The sequence below is a fragment of the Kitasatospora sp. NPDC101108 genome (genome assembly GCF_055584725.1).
This window is the reverse complement of the sequence record NZ_JBVJLM010000004.1, coordinates 76,012-91,872: the sequence shown is the minus strand read 5'-3', so window position 1 is coordinate 91,872 and position 15,861 is coordinate 76,012. Positions and strand designations below refer to the sequence as shown.

The 15,861-nt window shown below is 75.8% G+C and carries 1 protein-coding gene; it reads right to left on the bottom strand.

Annotated elements, in window-relative coordinates; translation table 11 throughout:
• Positions 1-211: 211 nt before the first annotated feature.
• Positions 212-15,850 (bottom strand): type I polyketide synthase, encoded by a 15,639-nt coding sequence (locus tag ACZ6Z8_RS11500; protein ID WP_465608528.1) that lies wholly within the window; start codon positions 15,848-15,850, stop codon positions 212-214.
• Positions 15,851-15,861 lie beyond the last annotated feature (11 nt).

The following is a 15,861-nucleotide window of genomic DNA, read 5'->3' as shown; positions in this document are numbered from 1 at the left end:
TCGCCAGGAACACCGTGCCGGGGAGGGCCCTGCCGCGCGCCCGGTCCGGCGCCGACCGCCGACACCTGACGTCAGGTCCGACCCGTGGCCCGCCCAGTCTCGCCACGCTCGGCCCCGGTTTTCCCTAGGGTCCTGAACGACCGCGGACGCGGACGGGCGGGCCCGGGCACCCACCGGTGCCCGAGCCCGCCCGCTCACCCGTCCGCCGCGCTCACTCCCGGCCGCGCAGCCACTCCTCCACGATCCTCGCGGTCCTCTCCGAGTCCTCCCGGATCATCGACAGGTGGTCGGCGTCCACCCCGACCACCTGGGCGCCGGGCACCAGCGGTTCGGCCTGGGCGCGCTGCTCGATCGGGGCCGCGTCGGCGCCGGTGAGGGCCCGCTCGCAGCTGACCAGCAGCACGGGTGCCGAGGTGTGCTGGACCTCCAGCCGGTTGAGCAGCACCATCCAGCGGCCCATGGCGGACAGCCGGGAGTTGGTCAGCCTCACCGGTGAGTCGGCGCCGGTGAAGTTGAGCCGCATCATGCCGGTGTAGTCGGTGCCCTCGTCGGCGTTGTGCTGGAAGCTCAGCGTGTCGAAGAGCACCACGCCCGCCGGGCGGATGCCCCAGGTGTGTTCCAGCAGGCCGGCCGCGGCGTAGGCGAAGGACCCGCCGGAGGAGTGGCCGGCCAGCACGAACGGCTCGCCGTCGGCGGCCCGCAGGGCGCTCTCGGCGATCACCCGGGTGGCGACCTCGGGGTTGGCGGGCAGCCGCTCGCCGGTGGCGAAGCCGACCAGGGGGAGCGCCGACACCTCGCGCTCGCCCCGGAAGTGGGCGGCCAGCCGGGAGTACTGGTGCACACCGGCGTTGGCGGTGGGCGCGCTGACGCAGATCAGCCGGGTCGGGCGCGGCCCCTCGGCCAGTCGGGTCGCCCAGGGCAGGTCCTCCAGCTCGGCGGTCGCCTCGAAGGTCGGGCGCAGCGCCGCGACGCTGGCGAGCATCCGCTGCGCCTCGGGCACCTTGCCGTTGGCCAGGGCGTCGGTGAACAGCCTCTCCAGGGAGTCGAGTTCGGTTTCGCCGCCGGACACCAGCACGGTCCCGTCCGGGCCGTCCGCGGTGCGCTGGTCGGCGAGTTCGCCGCGGATCCAGGTGGCGAGCTCGCCCGGCGAGCGGCTGTCGAAGACGACGGTCGCGGGCATCCGCAGGCCGGTGACGGCGGCCAGTCGGTTGCGCAGTTCGACGGCGGTGAGCGAGTCGAAGCCGAGCTCGTAGAAGTCCCGTTCGGCGTCGACGGCGTCCGGGGTGGGGTGGCCGAGGACGGCGGCGGCCTCGGCCCGGACGGTGTCGACCAGGTAGCGCATCCGGTCGCGTTCGCCGAGGTCCAGCAGCTGCCGGGTGAAGTCGGCGGCCGTGTCGGCTCCGCTCGCGGCGCGCGCCGCGGTGCGCCGGGCGGCGCGGACCAGGCCGCGGAACAGCGGGGGCACCTCGCCCTGGGGCCGCATCCCGCCGACCGTCAGTCCCATCGGGATGACCAGGGGTTCGACCGAGCCGAGTGCCGCCTCGAACAGGTCGAGGCCCTGTTCGACGGAGAGCGGCGGGATGCCGCCGGACTGCATGCGCCGCATGTCGGTCTCGCTGAGCTCGCTGGTCATGCCGGCGTCCTGGGCCCACGGGCCCCAGGCGAGCGAGGTGCCGGCCAGGCCGAGCGACCTGCGGTGGTCGACCAGGGTGTCCAGAAAGGCGTTCGCGGCGGCGTAGTTGCCCTGGCCGGGGCTGCCCATGACGCCCGCGATGGAGGAGAAGGTGACGAAGGCGGCGAGGTCGAGGCCGCGGGTGAGTTCGTGCAGCCGCCAGACCGCGTCGACCTTGGGCCGCAGGACGGCGGACAGCCGTTCGGGGGTGAGCGAGGTGACGATGCCGTCGTCCAGCACACCGGCGGTGTGGATCACGGCGGTGAGCGGGTGCTCGGCGGCGATGCCCGCGAGCAGCTTTTCGGTGGCGGTCCGGTCCGAGGTGTCGCAGGCGACCACCCGGGCCTCGGTCCCGAGTTCCGCCAGCTCGGCCGCCAGCTCGGCGGCGCCGGGCGCGTCGGGCCCGCGCCGGCTGGTGAGCAGCAGGTGCCGGGTGCCGGTGCGGGCCAGGCGCCGGGCCAGGTGGCGGCCCAGGGCGCCGGTGCCGCCGGTGATCAGCACCGTGCCGTCGGGGTGCCAGGCGGGCGGCGTGGTGCGGTCGGCGGGCTCCCCGCCGGTCTCCCGGGCGGTCTCCCCGCCGGTCTCCCCGCCGGTCTCCCGGGCGGTGTCCGCCGGGTCGGCCAGCCGGGCGAGCCGGCCGACCCGCAGTTCCCCGCCGCGGACGGCGAACTGGGCCTCGCCGTCGGCCAGCAGGCCGGGCAGCAGCGGCAGGACCGCCGTCACGTCCTCGGGGCCTTCGACGTCGAGCAGGGCGAAGCGGCCGGGGTGCTCGGAGTTCGCCGAGCGGACCAGGCCCCAGGCGGCGCCGCCGGGCAGGTCGCGGACGGTCTCGCCGTCGGCGGCCCGGACGGCGCCCCGGGTGACGAAGACCAGCCGGGAGGCCGCCGCCCGGTCCTCGGCGAGCCACTCCTGGACCAGGGCGAGGACCCGGGCGGTGTGCGCGTGCACGGCCTCGGGCACGTCGCCGTCCGGGCCGCGCAGCGCGACCAGGACCAGGTCGGGCACCGGGCGGCCGAGGTCGGCGAGGGCCGCGATCGAGGAGCCGGTGCCGTAGTCGTCCGGGCCGAGCGCCGTACAGCGCGGCGGCGTGGCGGCGACCGGCGCGGCGGGCGCGGGGATCCAGTCGATCCGGAACAGCGGGTCCCGGCCGGCCCGGACGGCGTCCGGGGCGTCCTGCGGGGCGCGCAGGGCGACCGAGTCGACGGTGAGTACGGCCCCGCCCGCGGGGTCGGTCGCCGTGACCGACACCGTGGACCCGTCCAGGCGCACGATGCGCACCCGCAGGGCGGCCGCTCCCCCGGCGTGCAGGGCGACGCCCTGCCAGGCGTGCGGCTCCGGCAGCTGCGCCTCGTCGCCGACGCCGAGCAGCACGGCGCCGTGCAGCACGGCGTCCAGGAGGGCCGGGTGGAGGCCGAAGTAGCGGGCGTCGTCGGCCGGTTCGGCGGACAGCGCGACCTCGGCGAAGACCTCCTCGCCGCGCAGCCAGGCCGCGCGCAGCCCGTGGAACGCCGGGCCGCGCCCGGGGTGGCGGTAGAACCCGTCCAGGTCGACGGCGACCGAGCCGGCCGGCGGCCAGACCGCCTGGGCGTGGTCGGGCAGGTCGTCCTCCTGCGGCAGCAGGGTGCCGGTGGCGCAGCGCGTCCAGGGCTCGTCGGGGGCGGCGTCACCGGGGCGGGCGTAGCAGGCCACCGGGCGGGCGCCGGCGTCGTCGGGAGCGCCGACCCGCACCTGCACGACGGGTTCGTCGTGCTCGGCCAGCGGCAGCGGGTCGCCGAGGGTCAGGTCCGCGATCCGGCCGCAGCCGACCTGGTCGCCCGCCCGCACGGCCAGCTCGACGAAGCCGGCGGCGGGGAAGGCGGGCCGGCCGGCGATGCGGTGGTCCAGGACCCAGGGGTGGACGCGCAGCGCCAGCCGACTGGTGAACAGCACGCCGTCGGCGTCGGCGAGCGGGACGGCGGCGCCGAGCAGCGGGTGCTCGGCCGAAACCAGCCCGACGGAGCCGACGTCACCGGAGAGCGCCGCGGGGCGGGGCCAGTAGCGGCGGTGCTCGAAGGCGTAGGTGGGCAGCTCGACCCGGCGGGCGCCGGTCCTGTCGAACAGCGCCACCCAGTCGACCGGGACGCCGGCCGCGTACAGCTCGGCGAGCGCGGTCAGCAGGCTGCGCTCCTCGGCGCGGTCCTTGCGCAGGGCCGCGGCCCGGACGCAGTCGGCGGTGTCCCCGCCGGAGCCCGGGCCGGTGCGGTCCGGGCCCGCGGAGCCCTCGTCGGCGAGGGTCTGTTCGGCGAGCGCGGTGAGCACGCCGTCAGGGCCGAGTTCGAGCAGCGCGGTGACGCCGGCCGCGCGGAGGGCGCGGATGCCGTCGGCGAAGCGGACGGTCTCCCGGACGTGGCGCACCCAGTACTCGGGCGACCGCAGGTCGGCGGGGACGGCGATCCCGCCGGTCAGGTTGGAGACGACGGGGATCGAGGGCACGTGGTAGGTCAGCCCGTCGAGGACCTGCCGGAAGTCCTCCAGCATCGGGTCCATCAGCGGGGAGTGGAAGGCGTGCGAGACCCGCAGGCGGGTCGTACGGCGGTCCGAGAAGTGCGCCTCGACCGCCGCGACGGCGTCGTCCGTGCCGGACACGACCACCGAGGACGGGCCGTTGACGGCGGCTGTCGACAGCTCGTCGTTCAGCAGCGGCCGGACCTCCTCCTCGGTGGCCTGCACGGCCAGCATCGCGCCGCCCTCCGGAAGCGCCTGCATCAGCCGGCCACGGGCGGCGACCAGGGTGCAGGCGTCCGCCAGCGAGAACACGCCGGCCACGTGCGCGGCGGCGATCTCGCCGATCGAGTGCCCGGCCACGAACTCCGGCCGCACGCCGAGTGACTCGACCAGCCGGAACAGCGCCACCTCCACCGCGAACAACCCCGCCTGGGCGAACTCGGTCCGGTTCAGCAGCTCCGCGTCCTCACCCCACACCACTTCGCGCAGCGGCAGTTCCAGCTCCGCACACACCGCATCGAAAGCCTCCGCGAACACCGGGAACCGGGCATACAACTCCCGCCCCATTCCGAGCCGTTGTGACCCCTGACCGGAGAACAGGAACGCCGTCGTGCGATCGGCGGAGACCCCGCGGGCGACCTCGGTCAGCCCTTCGCTGCACGCGAGCAGCACGGCCCGGTGCTCGAAGCCGGAGCGGCCGACGGCCAGCGAGAACCCGATGTCCAGCGGGGAGAGTTCGAGGGTCGAGACCCGGGTCAGGTGGGTGTCCAGCGCCGCACCGGAGCGGGCGGAGACCACCCAGGGGACGACGGCCGGCAGCACCCGGTGCTCCTCGGGGCCCTCCTCCTCGATGCCCTCGGCCGGGCTCGGCGCCTGTTCGAGGATCACGTGCGCGTTGGTGCCGCTGATCCCGAAGGAGGAGACCCCGGCCCGCCGGGGGCGGCCGGCCTCGGGCCACGGCCGGGCCTCGGTGAGCAGGTCGATCGAGCCCGACGACCAGTCCACGTGCCCGGACGGCTGGTCGAGGTGCAGCGACTTGGGCAGCACCCCGTGCCGCATGGCGAGCACCGTCTTGATCACGCCCGCGACGCCGGCGGCGGCCTGGGTGTGGCCGATGTTGGACTTCAACGAGCCCAGAAGCAGCGGCCGTTCACGGTCGCGGCCGTAGGTGGCCAGCAGCGCCTGGGCCTCGATCGGGTCGCCGAGCGGAGTCCCCGTCCCGTGGCCCTCGACCGCGTCCACCTCGGCGGCCGAAAGTCCGGCGCTCGCCAGGGCCTGGCGGATCACCCGCTGCTGGGAGGGGCCGTTGGGCGCGGTCAGCCCGTTGGAGGCGCCGTCCTGGTTGACGGCGCTGCCGCGCACCACCGCGAGCACCTGGTGGCCGTTGCGCTCGGCGTCGGAGAGCCGCTCCAGCACGAGCACGCCCACGCCCTCGGACCAGTTGGTGCCGTCCGCGGCGTCCGAGTAGGCCTTGCAGCGGCCGTCCGGGGCCAGCCCGTTCTGCACCGTGAACCCGGCGAAGCTCACCGGGGTGGTCATCACCGTCACGCCGCCCGCGAGCGCCAGCGAGCACTCGCCGGCGCGCAGCGCCTGGGCCGCGAGGTGCAGGGCGACCAGCGAGGAGGAGCAGGCGGTGTCGACGGTGACGGCCGGGCCCTCCAGGCCGAGGGTGTAGGAGATCCGGCCGGACAGCACGCTCGACGCCAGGCCGGTGCCGGAGTGGCCGCCGATGTCCTCGCGGGAGTTCATCATCAGGGTGGCGTAGTCGAGGCCGTTGGTGCCGACGAAGACACCGGTCCGGCTGCCGCCGAGCTGCCGGGGGTCGACCCCGGCGCGCTCCAGCGCCTCCCAGGAGGTCTCCAGCAGCAGTCGCTGCTGCGGGTCCATGGCGAGGGCCTCGCGCGGCGAGATGTCGAAGAACCCGGCGTCGAAGTCGGCGACGCCGTCGATGAAGCCGCCCTCCAGGGTGGCACTGCGTCCGCGGCCGTCCCGGTCGCCGGCCAGCAGGGTGCGCAGGTCCCAGCCGCGGTCCTCGGGGAAGCCGGCGATGGCGTCGCCGCCCTCCTCGACCAGGCGCCACAGGTCGTCCGGGGAGGTCACCCCGCCGGGCAGCCGGCAGGCCATGCCGACGATCGCGATCGGGTCGCCGGCGGCCGCCGGTCCGCCGGCGGCGGTCGCGGCCGGGACGGCGGGCGTGTCCAGCAGTTCGGCCAGCAGGTGCTCGGCCAGCGCCTGGGCGGTCGGGTAGTCGTACACCGAGGTGGCGGGCAGCTTCAGTCCGGTGGCCGCCCCGAGCCGGGCGGGCAGTTCGACGGCCGTGAGCGAGTCGAAGCCGAGGTCGCGGAACTTGCGGTCCGGCGCGACGGCGGAGCGGTCGGCGTGGCCGAGCACCGCCGCGACCTGGGTGCGCACCAGGTCGGTGAGCAGCGCGGTGCGCTCGTTCGGGGCCAGCGCGCGCAGGCGTCCGGTGAGCTCGGAGGCGGCGGTCGCGAAGCCCCGGCGGGTCTCGGCGGCGGCCTCCAGCACCGGGCGGGCGGCGGGCAGGTCCCGCAGCAGCGGGTTGCCGCGCAGACCGACCAGGCTCTCCAGGACCTGCGGCTGGGCCAGGTCCAGGAGCACCAGCGCCGGGGCCGGCCGGGTGACGGCCTGGCGCAGCGCGGCCAGCGCGAGGTCGGGGTGCAGGGCGGGGACGGCCGCCCGCTGGGTCCGGCCGTCGGGGTCCGCCGGGGCGCTGTACTCGGCGCCGACCCAGGCGCCCCAGGCGATGGCGGTGGCGGGCAGGCCCTCGGCACGGCGGCGCCGGGCCAGCGCGTCCAGGACGGCGGCCGGGGCCGCGAGGGCGGCCCGGCCGGCGGTGCCGACGGTGCCCGCGACGGAGGAGCAGAGCACGAAGGCGGTCAGGTCGAGCCCGCGGGTCAGCTCGTCCAGGTGGAGGGCGCCCTGCGCCCGCGCCTGCTGGGCGGCGGCGAGGCGTTCGGGCGTCAGGTCGTCCAGCACGCCGTCGTCGACGGTGCCCGCCGCGTGGACGACGGCGGTCAGCGGGGCGTCCTCGGGCAGCCCGGCGAGCAGGGCGGCCAGCTCCGACCGGTCGGCGACGTCGCAGGCCGCGACGGTCACCCGGGCGCCACGGGCGCGCAGCCGGGCGGCGAGGTCGGCCGCGCCGGGGGCGTCCGGGCCCCGGCGGCCGACCAGCAGCAGGTGGTCGGCGCCCGCGTCGGCGAGCCATTGGGCCACGGCGGCGCCGCGCCCGCCGGTGCCGCCGGTGATCAGCACGGTGCCGCGGCTCTCCCCCGGGGTCCAGCCGGCGTCCGGGGAGCCGGCCGGGGCCGGGGTGAGCCGGCGCGCGTGCACGGCGGTGGCCCGGATCGCGAGCTGGTCCTCGCCGTCGGTCGCGGCGAGCACGGCGGCCAGCCGGCGCACCGCGGCCGGGTCCGGTGCCTCGGGCAGGTCGATCAGGCCGCCCCACTGCTGGGGGTGTTCCAGGGCGGCGACCCGGCCGAGGCCCCAGACGGCGGCCTGCTCGGGCGCGGCCGGTGCCTCGGTACGGGCCACCGCGACCGCGCCGCGGGTCAGGCACCACAGCGGGGCGGTGAGGCCGGTGTCGCGCAGGGCCTGCAGCAGGGTGAGGGTGCCGGCGGCCGGCAGGTCTCCGGCGCCGAGCGCCATCAGGGACAGCACCCCGGCGAACGGCCGTCCGGCCGTCGGCAGTTCGCGCAGCAGCGCGGCCAGCTCGGCCCGCCCGGTGGCGCGCACGGACAGGCACAGGGCCTCCGCGCCGACCGCCTCGCAGGCTGCCGCCGCCCAGGCCTCGTCGCCGCCCTCGGCCGGTGTCACGACCAGCCACGGGCCGGCCGGGCGGGCCGTCGAGCCGCCCGGCAGAGCAGGCCAGGACTCGTGGAAGCGCAGCGCGTCCAGCAGGGACTGGTCGCGGTGGTGGCGCCGCCAGACGGACAGCGCGGGGAGGACGGATCCGAGCGCCGCGCCGTCCACGGCCAGGTCGGCCGCGAGCGCGTCCAAATCCTCGCCCTCGACGGCCGCCCAGAACCGGGCGTCCAGCGCGTCCTCCGGCGCGGCGCCCGGCCGTCCGGCCGGAGCGTGCGTCCTGGGCCAGTAGCGCTCGCGCTGGAAGGCGTAGGTGGGCAGGTCGACCCGCCGGGCGCCGGTGCCGTCGAACACCCGGGCCCAGTCGACGGCCCCGCCGACGACGTGCAGCCGGGCGAGCGCGGTCAGCAGGGTGCTCTCCTCGGCGCGGCCGCGACGGCAGGCCGGTTCCACGACGGCGCCCGGGGCGCCCGGGGCCTCGGCGAGGGTCTGGCGGACGGCCGGGGACAGCGCGGCGTCGGGGCCCAGTTCCAGGTAGTCGGTGGCGCCGGCGGCGTGGAGGGTGCGGAGGCCGTCGGCGAAGCGGACGGTCTCGCGGACGTGGCGCACCCAGTGGTCCGCGTCGGTCGCGCCGGTGACCATGACCAGCTCGCCGGTCAGGTTGGAGACCAGCGGGATCGAGGGCTCGCGGTACGTGAGCCCGGTGAGGACGGCACGGAAGTCCTCCAGCATCGGGTCCATCAGCGGGGAGTGGAAGGCGTGCGAGACCCGCAGGCGGGTCGTGCGGCGGTCCGCGAAGTGCGCTTCGATCGCCGCGACGGCGTCCTCCGCGCCCGAAACGACCACCGAGGTGGGACCGTTCACGGCGGCTATCGAGACAGCGTCGTTCAGCAGCGGCCGGACCTCCTCCTCCGTCGCCTCGATCGCCAGCATCGCGCCACCCTCCGGAAGCGCCTGCATCAGCCGACCACGGGCGGCGACCAGCGCGCAGGCGTCCGCCAGCGAGAACACCCCCGCCACATGAGCGGCGGCGATCTCGCCGATCGAGTGACCGGCCACGAACTCCGGTTCCACGCCGAGTGATTCGACCAGCCGGAACAGCGCCACCTCCACCGCGAACAGCCCCGCCTGGGCGAAGTCCGTCCGGTTCAGCAGCTCCGCGTCCTCACCCCACACCACCTCCCGCACCGGCAGCCCGAACTCCGCGCACACCGCATCGAACGCCTCCGCGAACACCGGGAAGCGCTCGTACAACTCCCTTCCCATGCCGAGCCGCTGGGCCCCCTGCCCGGAGAAGAGCAGTGCCGTCCGACGCTCGCCGTCGGCGACGCCCCGGGCCACCTCCACGCCGTCCAGCAGCACCGCCCGGTGCGCGAACCGCGAGCGCCCGGTGGCCAGCGACAGGCCGATGTCCAGCGGAGAGCCGTCAACCGTCGCCGGCCCGGCCAGCTGCGCGTCCAGCGCCGCCTCCGACTTGCCCGCCAGCACCCACGGCACCACGGCCGGCACCGTCACGGGCACCTGATCCGCGGCGGGAGCGTCGGCCGACGGCGCCTCCTCGACGATCACGTGCGCATTGGTGCCGCTGATCCCGAACGCCGAGACGCCCGCCCGGCGTGGCCGGCCGGTCCGTGGCCATTCCTCCGCCCGGGTGAGCAGCCGGATGTCCCCGGCCGTCCAGTCGACGTGTGAGGACGGCGCGTCCACGTGCAGGGTGCGCGGCAGCACCCCGTGCCGCATCGCGAGCACCGCCTTGATCACGCCGGCCGCTCCCGCGGCGGCCTGGGTGTGGCCGATGTTGGACTTCAACGAGCCCAGCAGCAGCGGCTGTTCACGGTCCTGCCCGTAGGTGGCCAGCAGCGCCTGGGCCTCGATCGGGTCGCCCAGGGTGGTGCCCGTGCCGTGGCCCTCGACGAAGTCGATCTCGGCCGGCGAGAGCCGGGCGTTGGCGAGGGCCTGGCAGATGACGCGCTGCTGGGACGGCCCGTTGGGCGCCGTCAGTCCGTTGGAGGCGCCGTCCTGGTTGACGGCCGAGCCCCGCATCACGGCGAGGACGGGGTGCCCGTGGCGGCGCGCGTCCGACAGCCGTTCCAGCACCAGCACGCCGGCGCCCTCGGACCAGCCGGTGCCGTCCGCCCCGTCCGCGAAGGCCTTGCACCGCCCGTCCGGGGCCAGCCCGCCCTGCCGGGTGAAGCCGGGGAATCCCAGTGAGGACGACATCACGGTCACGCCTCCGGCCAGGGCGAGGGTGCACTCGCCGCTACGCAGGGACTGCGCGGCCAGGTGCATCGCCACCAGGGAGGAGGAGCAGGCGGTGTCGACGGTGACCGCCGGGCCCTCCAGCCCGAAGGTGTACGAGATCCGGCCGGAGACCACGCTCGCCGCCAGGCCGGTGCTCGCGTGCCCCTCGATGTCCTCGGCGGAGTTCATGACGAGGGTCAGGTAGTCCTGGCCGCCGGTGCCGACGAACACACCGGTCCGGCTGCCGCGCAGCGCCACCGGGTCGATGCCGGCCCGCTCGACGGCCTCCCAGGAGGTCTCCAGCAGCAGCCGCTGCTGCGGGTCCATGGCGAGGGCCTCGCGCGGCGAGATGCCGAAGAACGCGGCGTCGAAGTCGGCCACCCCGTGCAGGAAGCCGCCCTTGGCGGTGGCGCTGCGCCCCCGGTCGCCGGGGCCGCCGCCGAGCAGGGTGTCGAGGTCCCAGCCCCGGTCGGTGGGGAAGTCGGATATGCCTTCGCGCCCTTCGGCGACCAGCTCCCACAGCTCCTCGGGTGTGCCGATCCCGCCGGGCAGTCGGCAGGCCATGCCGACGATCGCGATCGGGTCGTCGGTGGCGGCGGCGGGGTCGAGCGGCGGGAGTTCGGGTTCGTCCCGGCCGCCGAGCACCTCGGCGAGCAGGAGCTCCGCGATGGCCGTGGGGGTGGGGTGGTCGAAGACGAGGGTGGCGGGCAGCCGCAGGCCGGTGACGGCGGTGAGGCGGTTGCGCAGTTCCAGGGCGGTGAGGGAGTCGACGCCGAGGTCGTGGAAGTCACGGTCGGCCGCGACGGACTGCGGTCCGGGGTGGCCGAGGACGGCCGCGGCCTCGGTCCGGACCAGGTCGAGGAGGTGGCGCAGCCGGTCGGTGCCGCGCAGCCCGTACAGGTGGTCGGCGAGTGCCGTCATGGCGGCGGCGCCCGTGCCGGTGGCGGAGGCGGTGCGGCGCCCGGCGGGCAGCAGGGCGCGGAACATGGTCGGCACCTCGCCGCGCGGGCGGGCTCCGGCGGCCATCCGGCCGGTCGCCACGAGGTACGGCTCGTCCAGGGTCATGGCGGCGTCGAGCAGGGCGAGGCCCTGCTCCTCGGTCAGCGGCGGCACCCCGGCGGAACGGATCCGCTGCAGATCCGCATCGGAGAGGGTCCCGGTCATCCCCGCCGTGGGCACCCACGCCCCCCAGCCCAGCGACTGCGCCGCCAGCCCCTGCTGACGGCGCCAGGCGGCCAGGGCGTCCAGGAACACGTTCGCCGCCGCGTAGTTGCCCTGGCCGGCGCTGCCCAGCACGCCCGACACGGACGAGAACAACACGAAAGCCTTCAGGTCCTGCCCCGCCGTCAACTCGTGCAGGTTCCACGCCGCGTCCACCTTCGGCCGCAGGACGGTGGTGAGCCGTTCGGGCGTCAGCCCGGTGACCACCCCGTCGTCCAGCACACCGGCCGCGTGCACCACGCCGGTGATCGTCCGGCCCTCCAGTGCCCCGGCCAGCGCCACCCGGTCGGCCGCGTCGCAGGCCAGCACCTCGACCTCGGCGCCGAGCTCCCGCAGTTCCTCCACCCAGTCGCCGCCGCGACCGCCCCGCCGACTCAACAGCAGCAGATCACGCACCCCGTGCTCCACCACCAGATGCCGAGCCACCAGACGACCCAGACCACCCGTACCACCGGTGATCACCACCGTCCCCCCGCCCCAACCGGACGAGGACCCGGCCACCGCCACGGCACGCGCCAGCCGACCGACCCGGACGACGCCGTCACGTACCAGCACCTGGGACTCGCCCACGGCCAGCACCGCGTCCAACGGCACCTCACCGTCGGTGTCCACCAGAACGAAGCGCCCCGGGTTCTCCGACTCCGCCGCCCGCACCAGACCCCACACAGCCGCACCGGCCAGATCCGAGACCTCATCCCCCGGCACCGCACCCCTGGTCACGAAGACCAGCCGCGAACCCCCGAACCGCTCCTCCGCCAACCACTCCCGCACCAGCCCGAGCGCCCACGCCGTGACCTCGTGCACCACCTCCGGAACCCGCCCGCCCGGCACGGCCACCAGCACCGCCTCCGGCACCTCCCCGTCGAGCTCCGCCGGCGACTCCACCCACACCGAACGGACGGCCGCCCCCGTACGGGACGGCGCCGGCACCCACTCCAGCCGCAGCAGGGACCCGCCCGCACCGGCACCCTGCACCACCGCCGGGGGCTCACCCAGCGTCAGTGACTCCACCGACAGCACCGGCTCCCCGGCGGCATCCGCCACGGCGAGCGACAACGTCTCCGCGCCCGTCCGCACCAGCCGGGCCCGCACCACCGACGCCCCCGAGGCATGCAACGACACCCCCGACCAGCCCACCGGCACCAACCCACGGCCGTCCGCCCGCACCACCGCCGCCAGCAGCGCCGGGTGCAGACCGAAGCCCGCCGCCTCGGTCGGAAGCACCGCCTCGACGAAGGTCTCCTCGCCCCGCCGCCAGAGCGAACGCAGCCCCTCGAAGGCCTCGCCCAGTTCCGCCTCCTCGCGCACCGCCGCCGGATCGGCCACCACCGCCCCCTTGGGCGGCCAGACCGAGGCGTCGAAGCCGGCGGGCCGCTCGCCGCGGACGAGCGCGCCCGCGGCGTGCTCCGTCCACGGCGCGTCGGGCTCGGCGTCCGTGCGGGAGAAGACCCGCACCGGGCGCGCGCCGGAGCCGTCCGGCGCGCCCACCTGGATCTGGACCACGACCGAGCCGTCCTCCGGCAGCACCAGCGGCTCGGTGACGGTCAACCGCTCGACCCGGTCGCAGCCCACCTGGTCACCCGCTCGCACGGCCAGCTCCAGGTACCCGGTCGGCGGGAACACCGCCACTCCGCCCACCCGGTGGTCGCCCAGCCAGGGCTGTGCCGCCAGCGACAGCCGGCCCGTCAGCAGGGTGCCCTCGGCGTTCGCCAGGGCGACGGTGGCGCCCAGCAGGGGATGTTCGGCGGAGGCCAGTCCGGCTCCGGTCAGGTCACCGAGACGCCGGGCCGGGCGCGGCCAGTAGCGCTCGTGCTGGAAGGGGTAGGTGGCCAGGTCGACGGGCCGGGCGCCGGTGCCGTCGAACAGCCGCGCCCAGTCCACCGGCACACCGGCGACGTGCAGCCGGGCGAGGGCGGTGACCATGGCGGTCTCCTCCGGCCGGTCCCGGCGCAGCAGCGGGACGGCCGGGGAGGTCGTGCCGCCCTCGTGCTCGTCGAGGTTCCGCTCGGCCAGCGCGGCGAGCACGCCGTCCGGGCCCAGTTCCAGGAAGGCGGTGGCCCCGGCCGCGTGCAGGGCGCCCAGGCCGTCGGCGAAGCGGACGGTCTCGCGGACGTGGCGCACCCAGTAGTCCGCGTCGGTCGTGCCGGTGACCAGCTCGCCGGTCAGGTTGGACACGAGGGGGATCGACGGCGCGTGGTAGGTCAGACCGTTGAGGGCGGTACGGAAGTCCTCCAGCATCGGGTCCATCAGCGGGGAGTGGAAGGCGTGCGAGACCCGCAGGCGGCTGGTCTTCCGGTCAGCGAAGTGCGCTTCGATCGCTGCGACGGCAGCCTCCGCGCCCGAAACAACCACGGAGGACGGACCGTTCACGGCGGCCATTGAGACAGCGTCGTTCAGCAGCGGCCGGACCTCCTCCTCGGTGGCTTGCACCGCCAGCATTGCGCCACCGGAGGGCAGCGCCTGCATCAACCGGCCACGGGCGGCCACCAAGGTGCAGGCGTCCGCCAGTGAGAACACCCCTGCCACATGCGCGGCGGCCACCTCACCGATCGAGTGACCGGCCACGAACTCCGGCCGCACGCCGAGTGATTCGACCAGCCGGAACAGCGCCACCTCCACCGCGAACAACCCCGCCTGAGCGAAGTCCGTCCGGTTCAGCAGCTCCGCATCCTCACCCCACACCACCTCCCGCACCGGCAGGTCCAGCTCCGCACACACCGCATCGAACGCCTCCGCGAACACCGCGAACCGGGCATACAACTCCCGCCCCATCCCCAACCGCTGCGACCCCTGCCCCGAGAACAGAAACGCCGTCGAGCGCTCGCTCGCAGCACCCCGCGCGACCTCCACGCCGTCCACCAGCACCGCCCGGTGCCCGAACCGCGACCGGCCCGCCAACGACAGCCCCACGTCCACGGGCGAGCCGGCCGACCCGGCGAGCGCGGTCAGCCGGGCGTCCAAAGCAGGCTCGGACTTCGCCGACACCGCCCACGGCACCACCACCGGCCCGGCGACCACGGCCGCAGGCTCCTCCACGGCCTCCTCCGGCGCCTGCTCCACGATCACGTGGGCGTTGGTCCCGCTGATCCCGAACGCCGAGACACCCGCCCGGCGCGGGCGGCCGGTCTCCGGCCAGTCCCGGGCCTCGGCCAGCAGCTCCACCGCCCCCGCGGACCAGTCCACCTCACCGGAGGGCGCGTCCACGTGCAGGGTCCGCGGCAGCACCCCGTGCCGCATCGCCATCACCGTCTTGATCACACCCGCGACCCCGGCCGCCGCCTGGGTGTGGCCGATGTTGGACTTCAACGAGCCCAGCAGCAGCGGTCGTTCACGCTCCTGCCCGTACGTGGCCAGCAGCGCCTGGGCCTCGATCGGGTCGCCGAGCGGAGTCCCCGTCCCGTGCCCCTCGACCGCGTCCACCTCGGCGGCCGAGAGTCCGGCGGCCGTCAGGGCGGCGCGGATGACGCGCTGCTGGGACGGCCCGTTGGGCGCGGTCAGCCCGTTGGAGGCACCGTCCTGGTTGACGGCGCTGCCGCGCAGCACCGCGAGCACCGGATGCCCGTGGCGCCGCGCGTCGGACAGCCGTTCCAGCACCAGCACGCCGGCGCCCTCGGCCCAGCCCGTTCCGTCGGCGGTGTCCGCGAAGGCCTTGCACCGCCCGTCCGGGGCCAGCCCGCCCTGCCGGCTGAAGCCCGCGAAGCTCATCGGAGTGGAGAGCACCGTCACGCCGCCCGCGAGGGCGAGGGTGCACTCGCCGGCCCGCAGCGCCTGCGAGGCCAGGTGCATCGCCACCAGGGAGGAGGAGCAGGCGGTGTCGACCGTCACCGCCGGGCCCTCCAGCCCGAAGGTGTACGACAGGCGGCCGGACAGCACGCTCGCCGTCAGGCCGGTGGTCGCGTGGCCCTCCATGTCCTCCTCGGCGTTCATGACCACACCGACGTAGTCGACGCCCGCCGTGCCGACGAAGACGCCGGTCCGGGTGCCGCGCAGGCCCGCCGGGTCGATGCCCGTCCGCTCGAACGCCTCCCAGGAGGTCTCCAGCAGCAGCCGCTGCTGCGGGTCCATCGCGAGGGCCTCGCGCGGGGAGATCCCGAAGAAGTCCGCGTCGAAGTCGGCCGCCGCGATGAATCCGCCCTCGATCGCGGCGCTGCTCCCGGCGCCCTCGCCGAACAGCGCCGCCAGGTCCCAGCCGCGGTCGGACGGGAAGGCGGTGATGCCGTCCCGGCCGTCCGCGACCAGCCGCCAGAGCTCCTCGGGGGTGGTCACCCCGCCCGGCAGACGGCAGGCCATGCCGACGACGGCGATCGGCTCGTGCCGGCCGGACTCGACTTCCAGCAGCCGTTGGCGGGTCTGGTGCAGGTCGGCCGTGACCCACTTGAGGTAGTCAACGAGCTTGCTGTCGTTCGACATGGGAGGTGGTG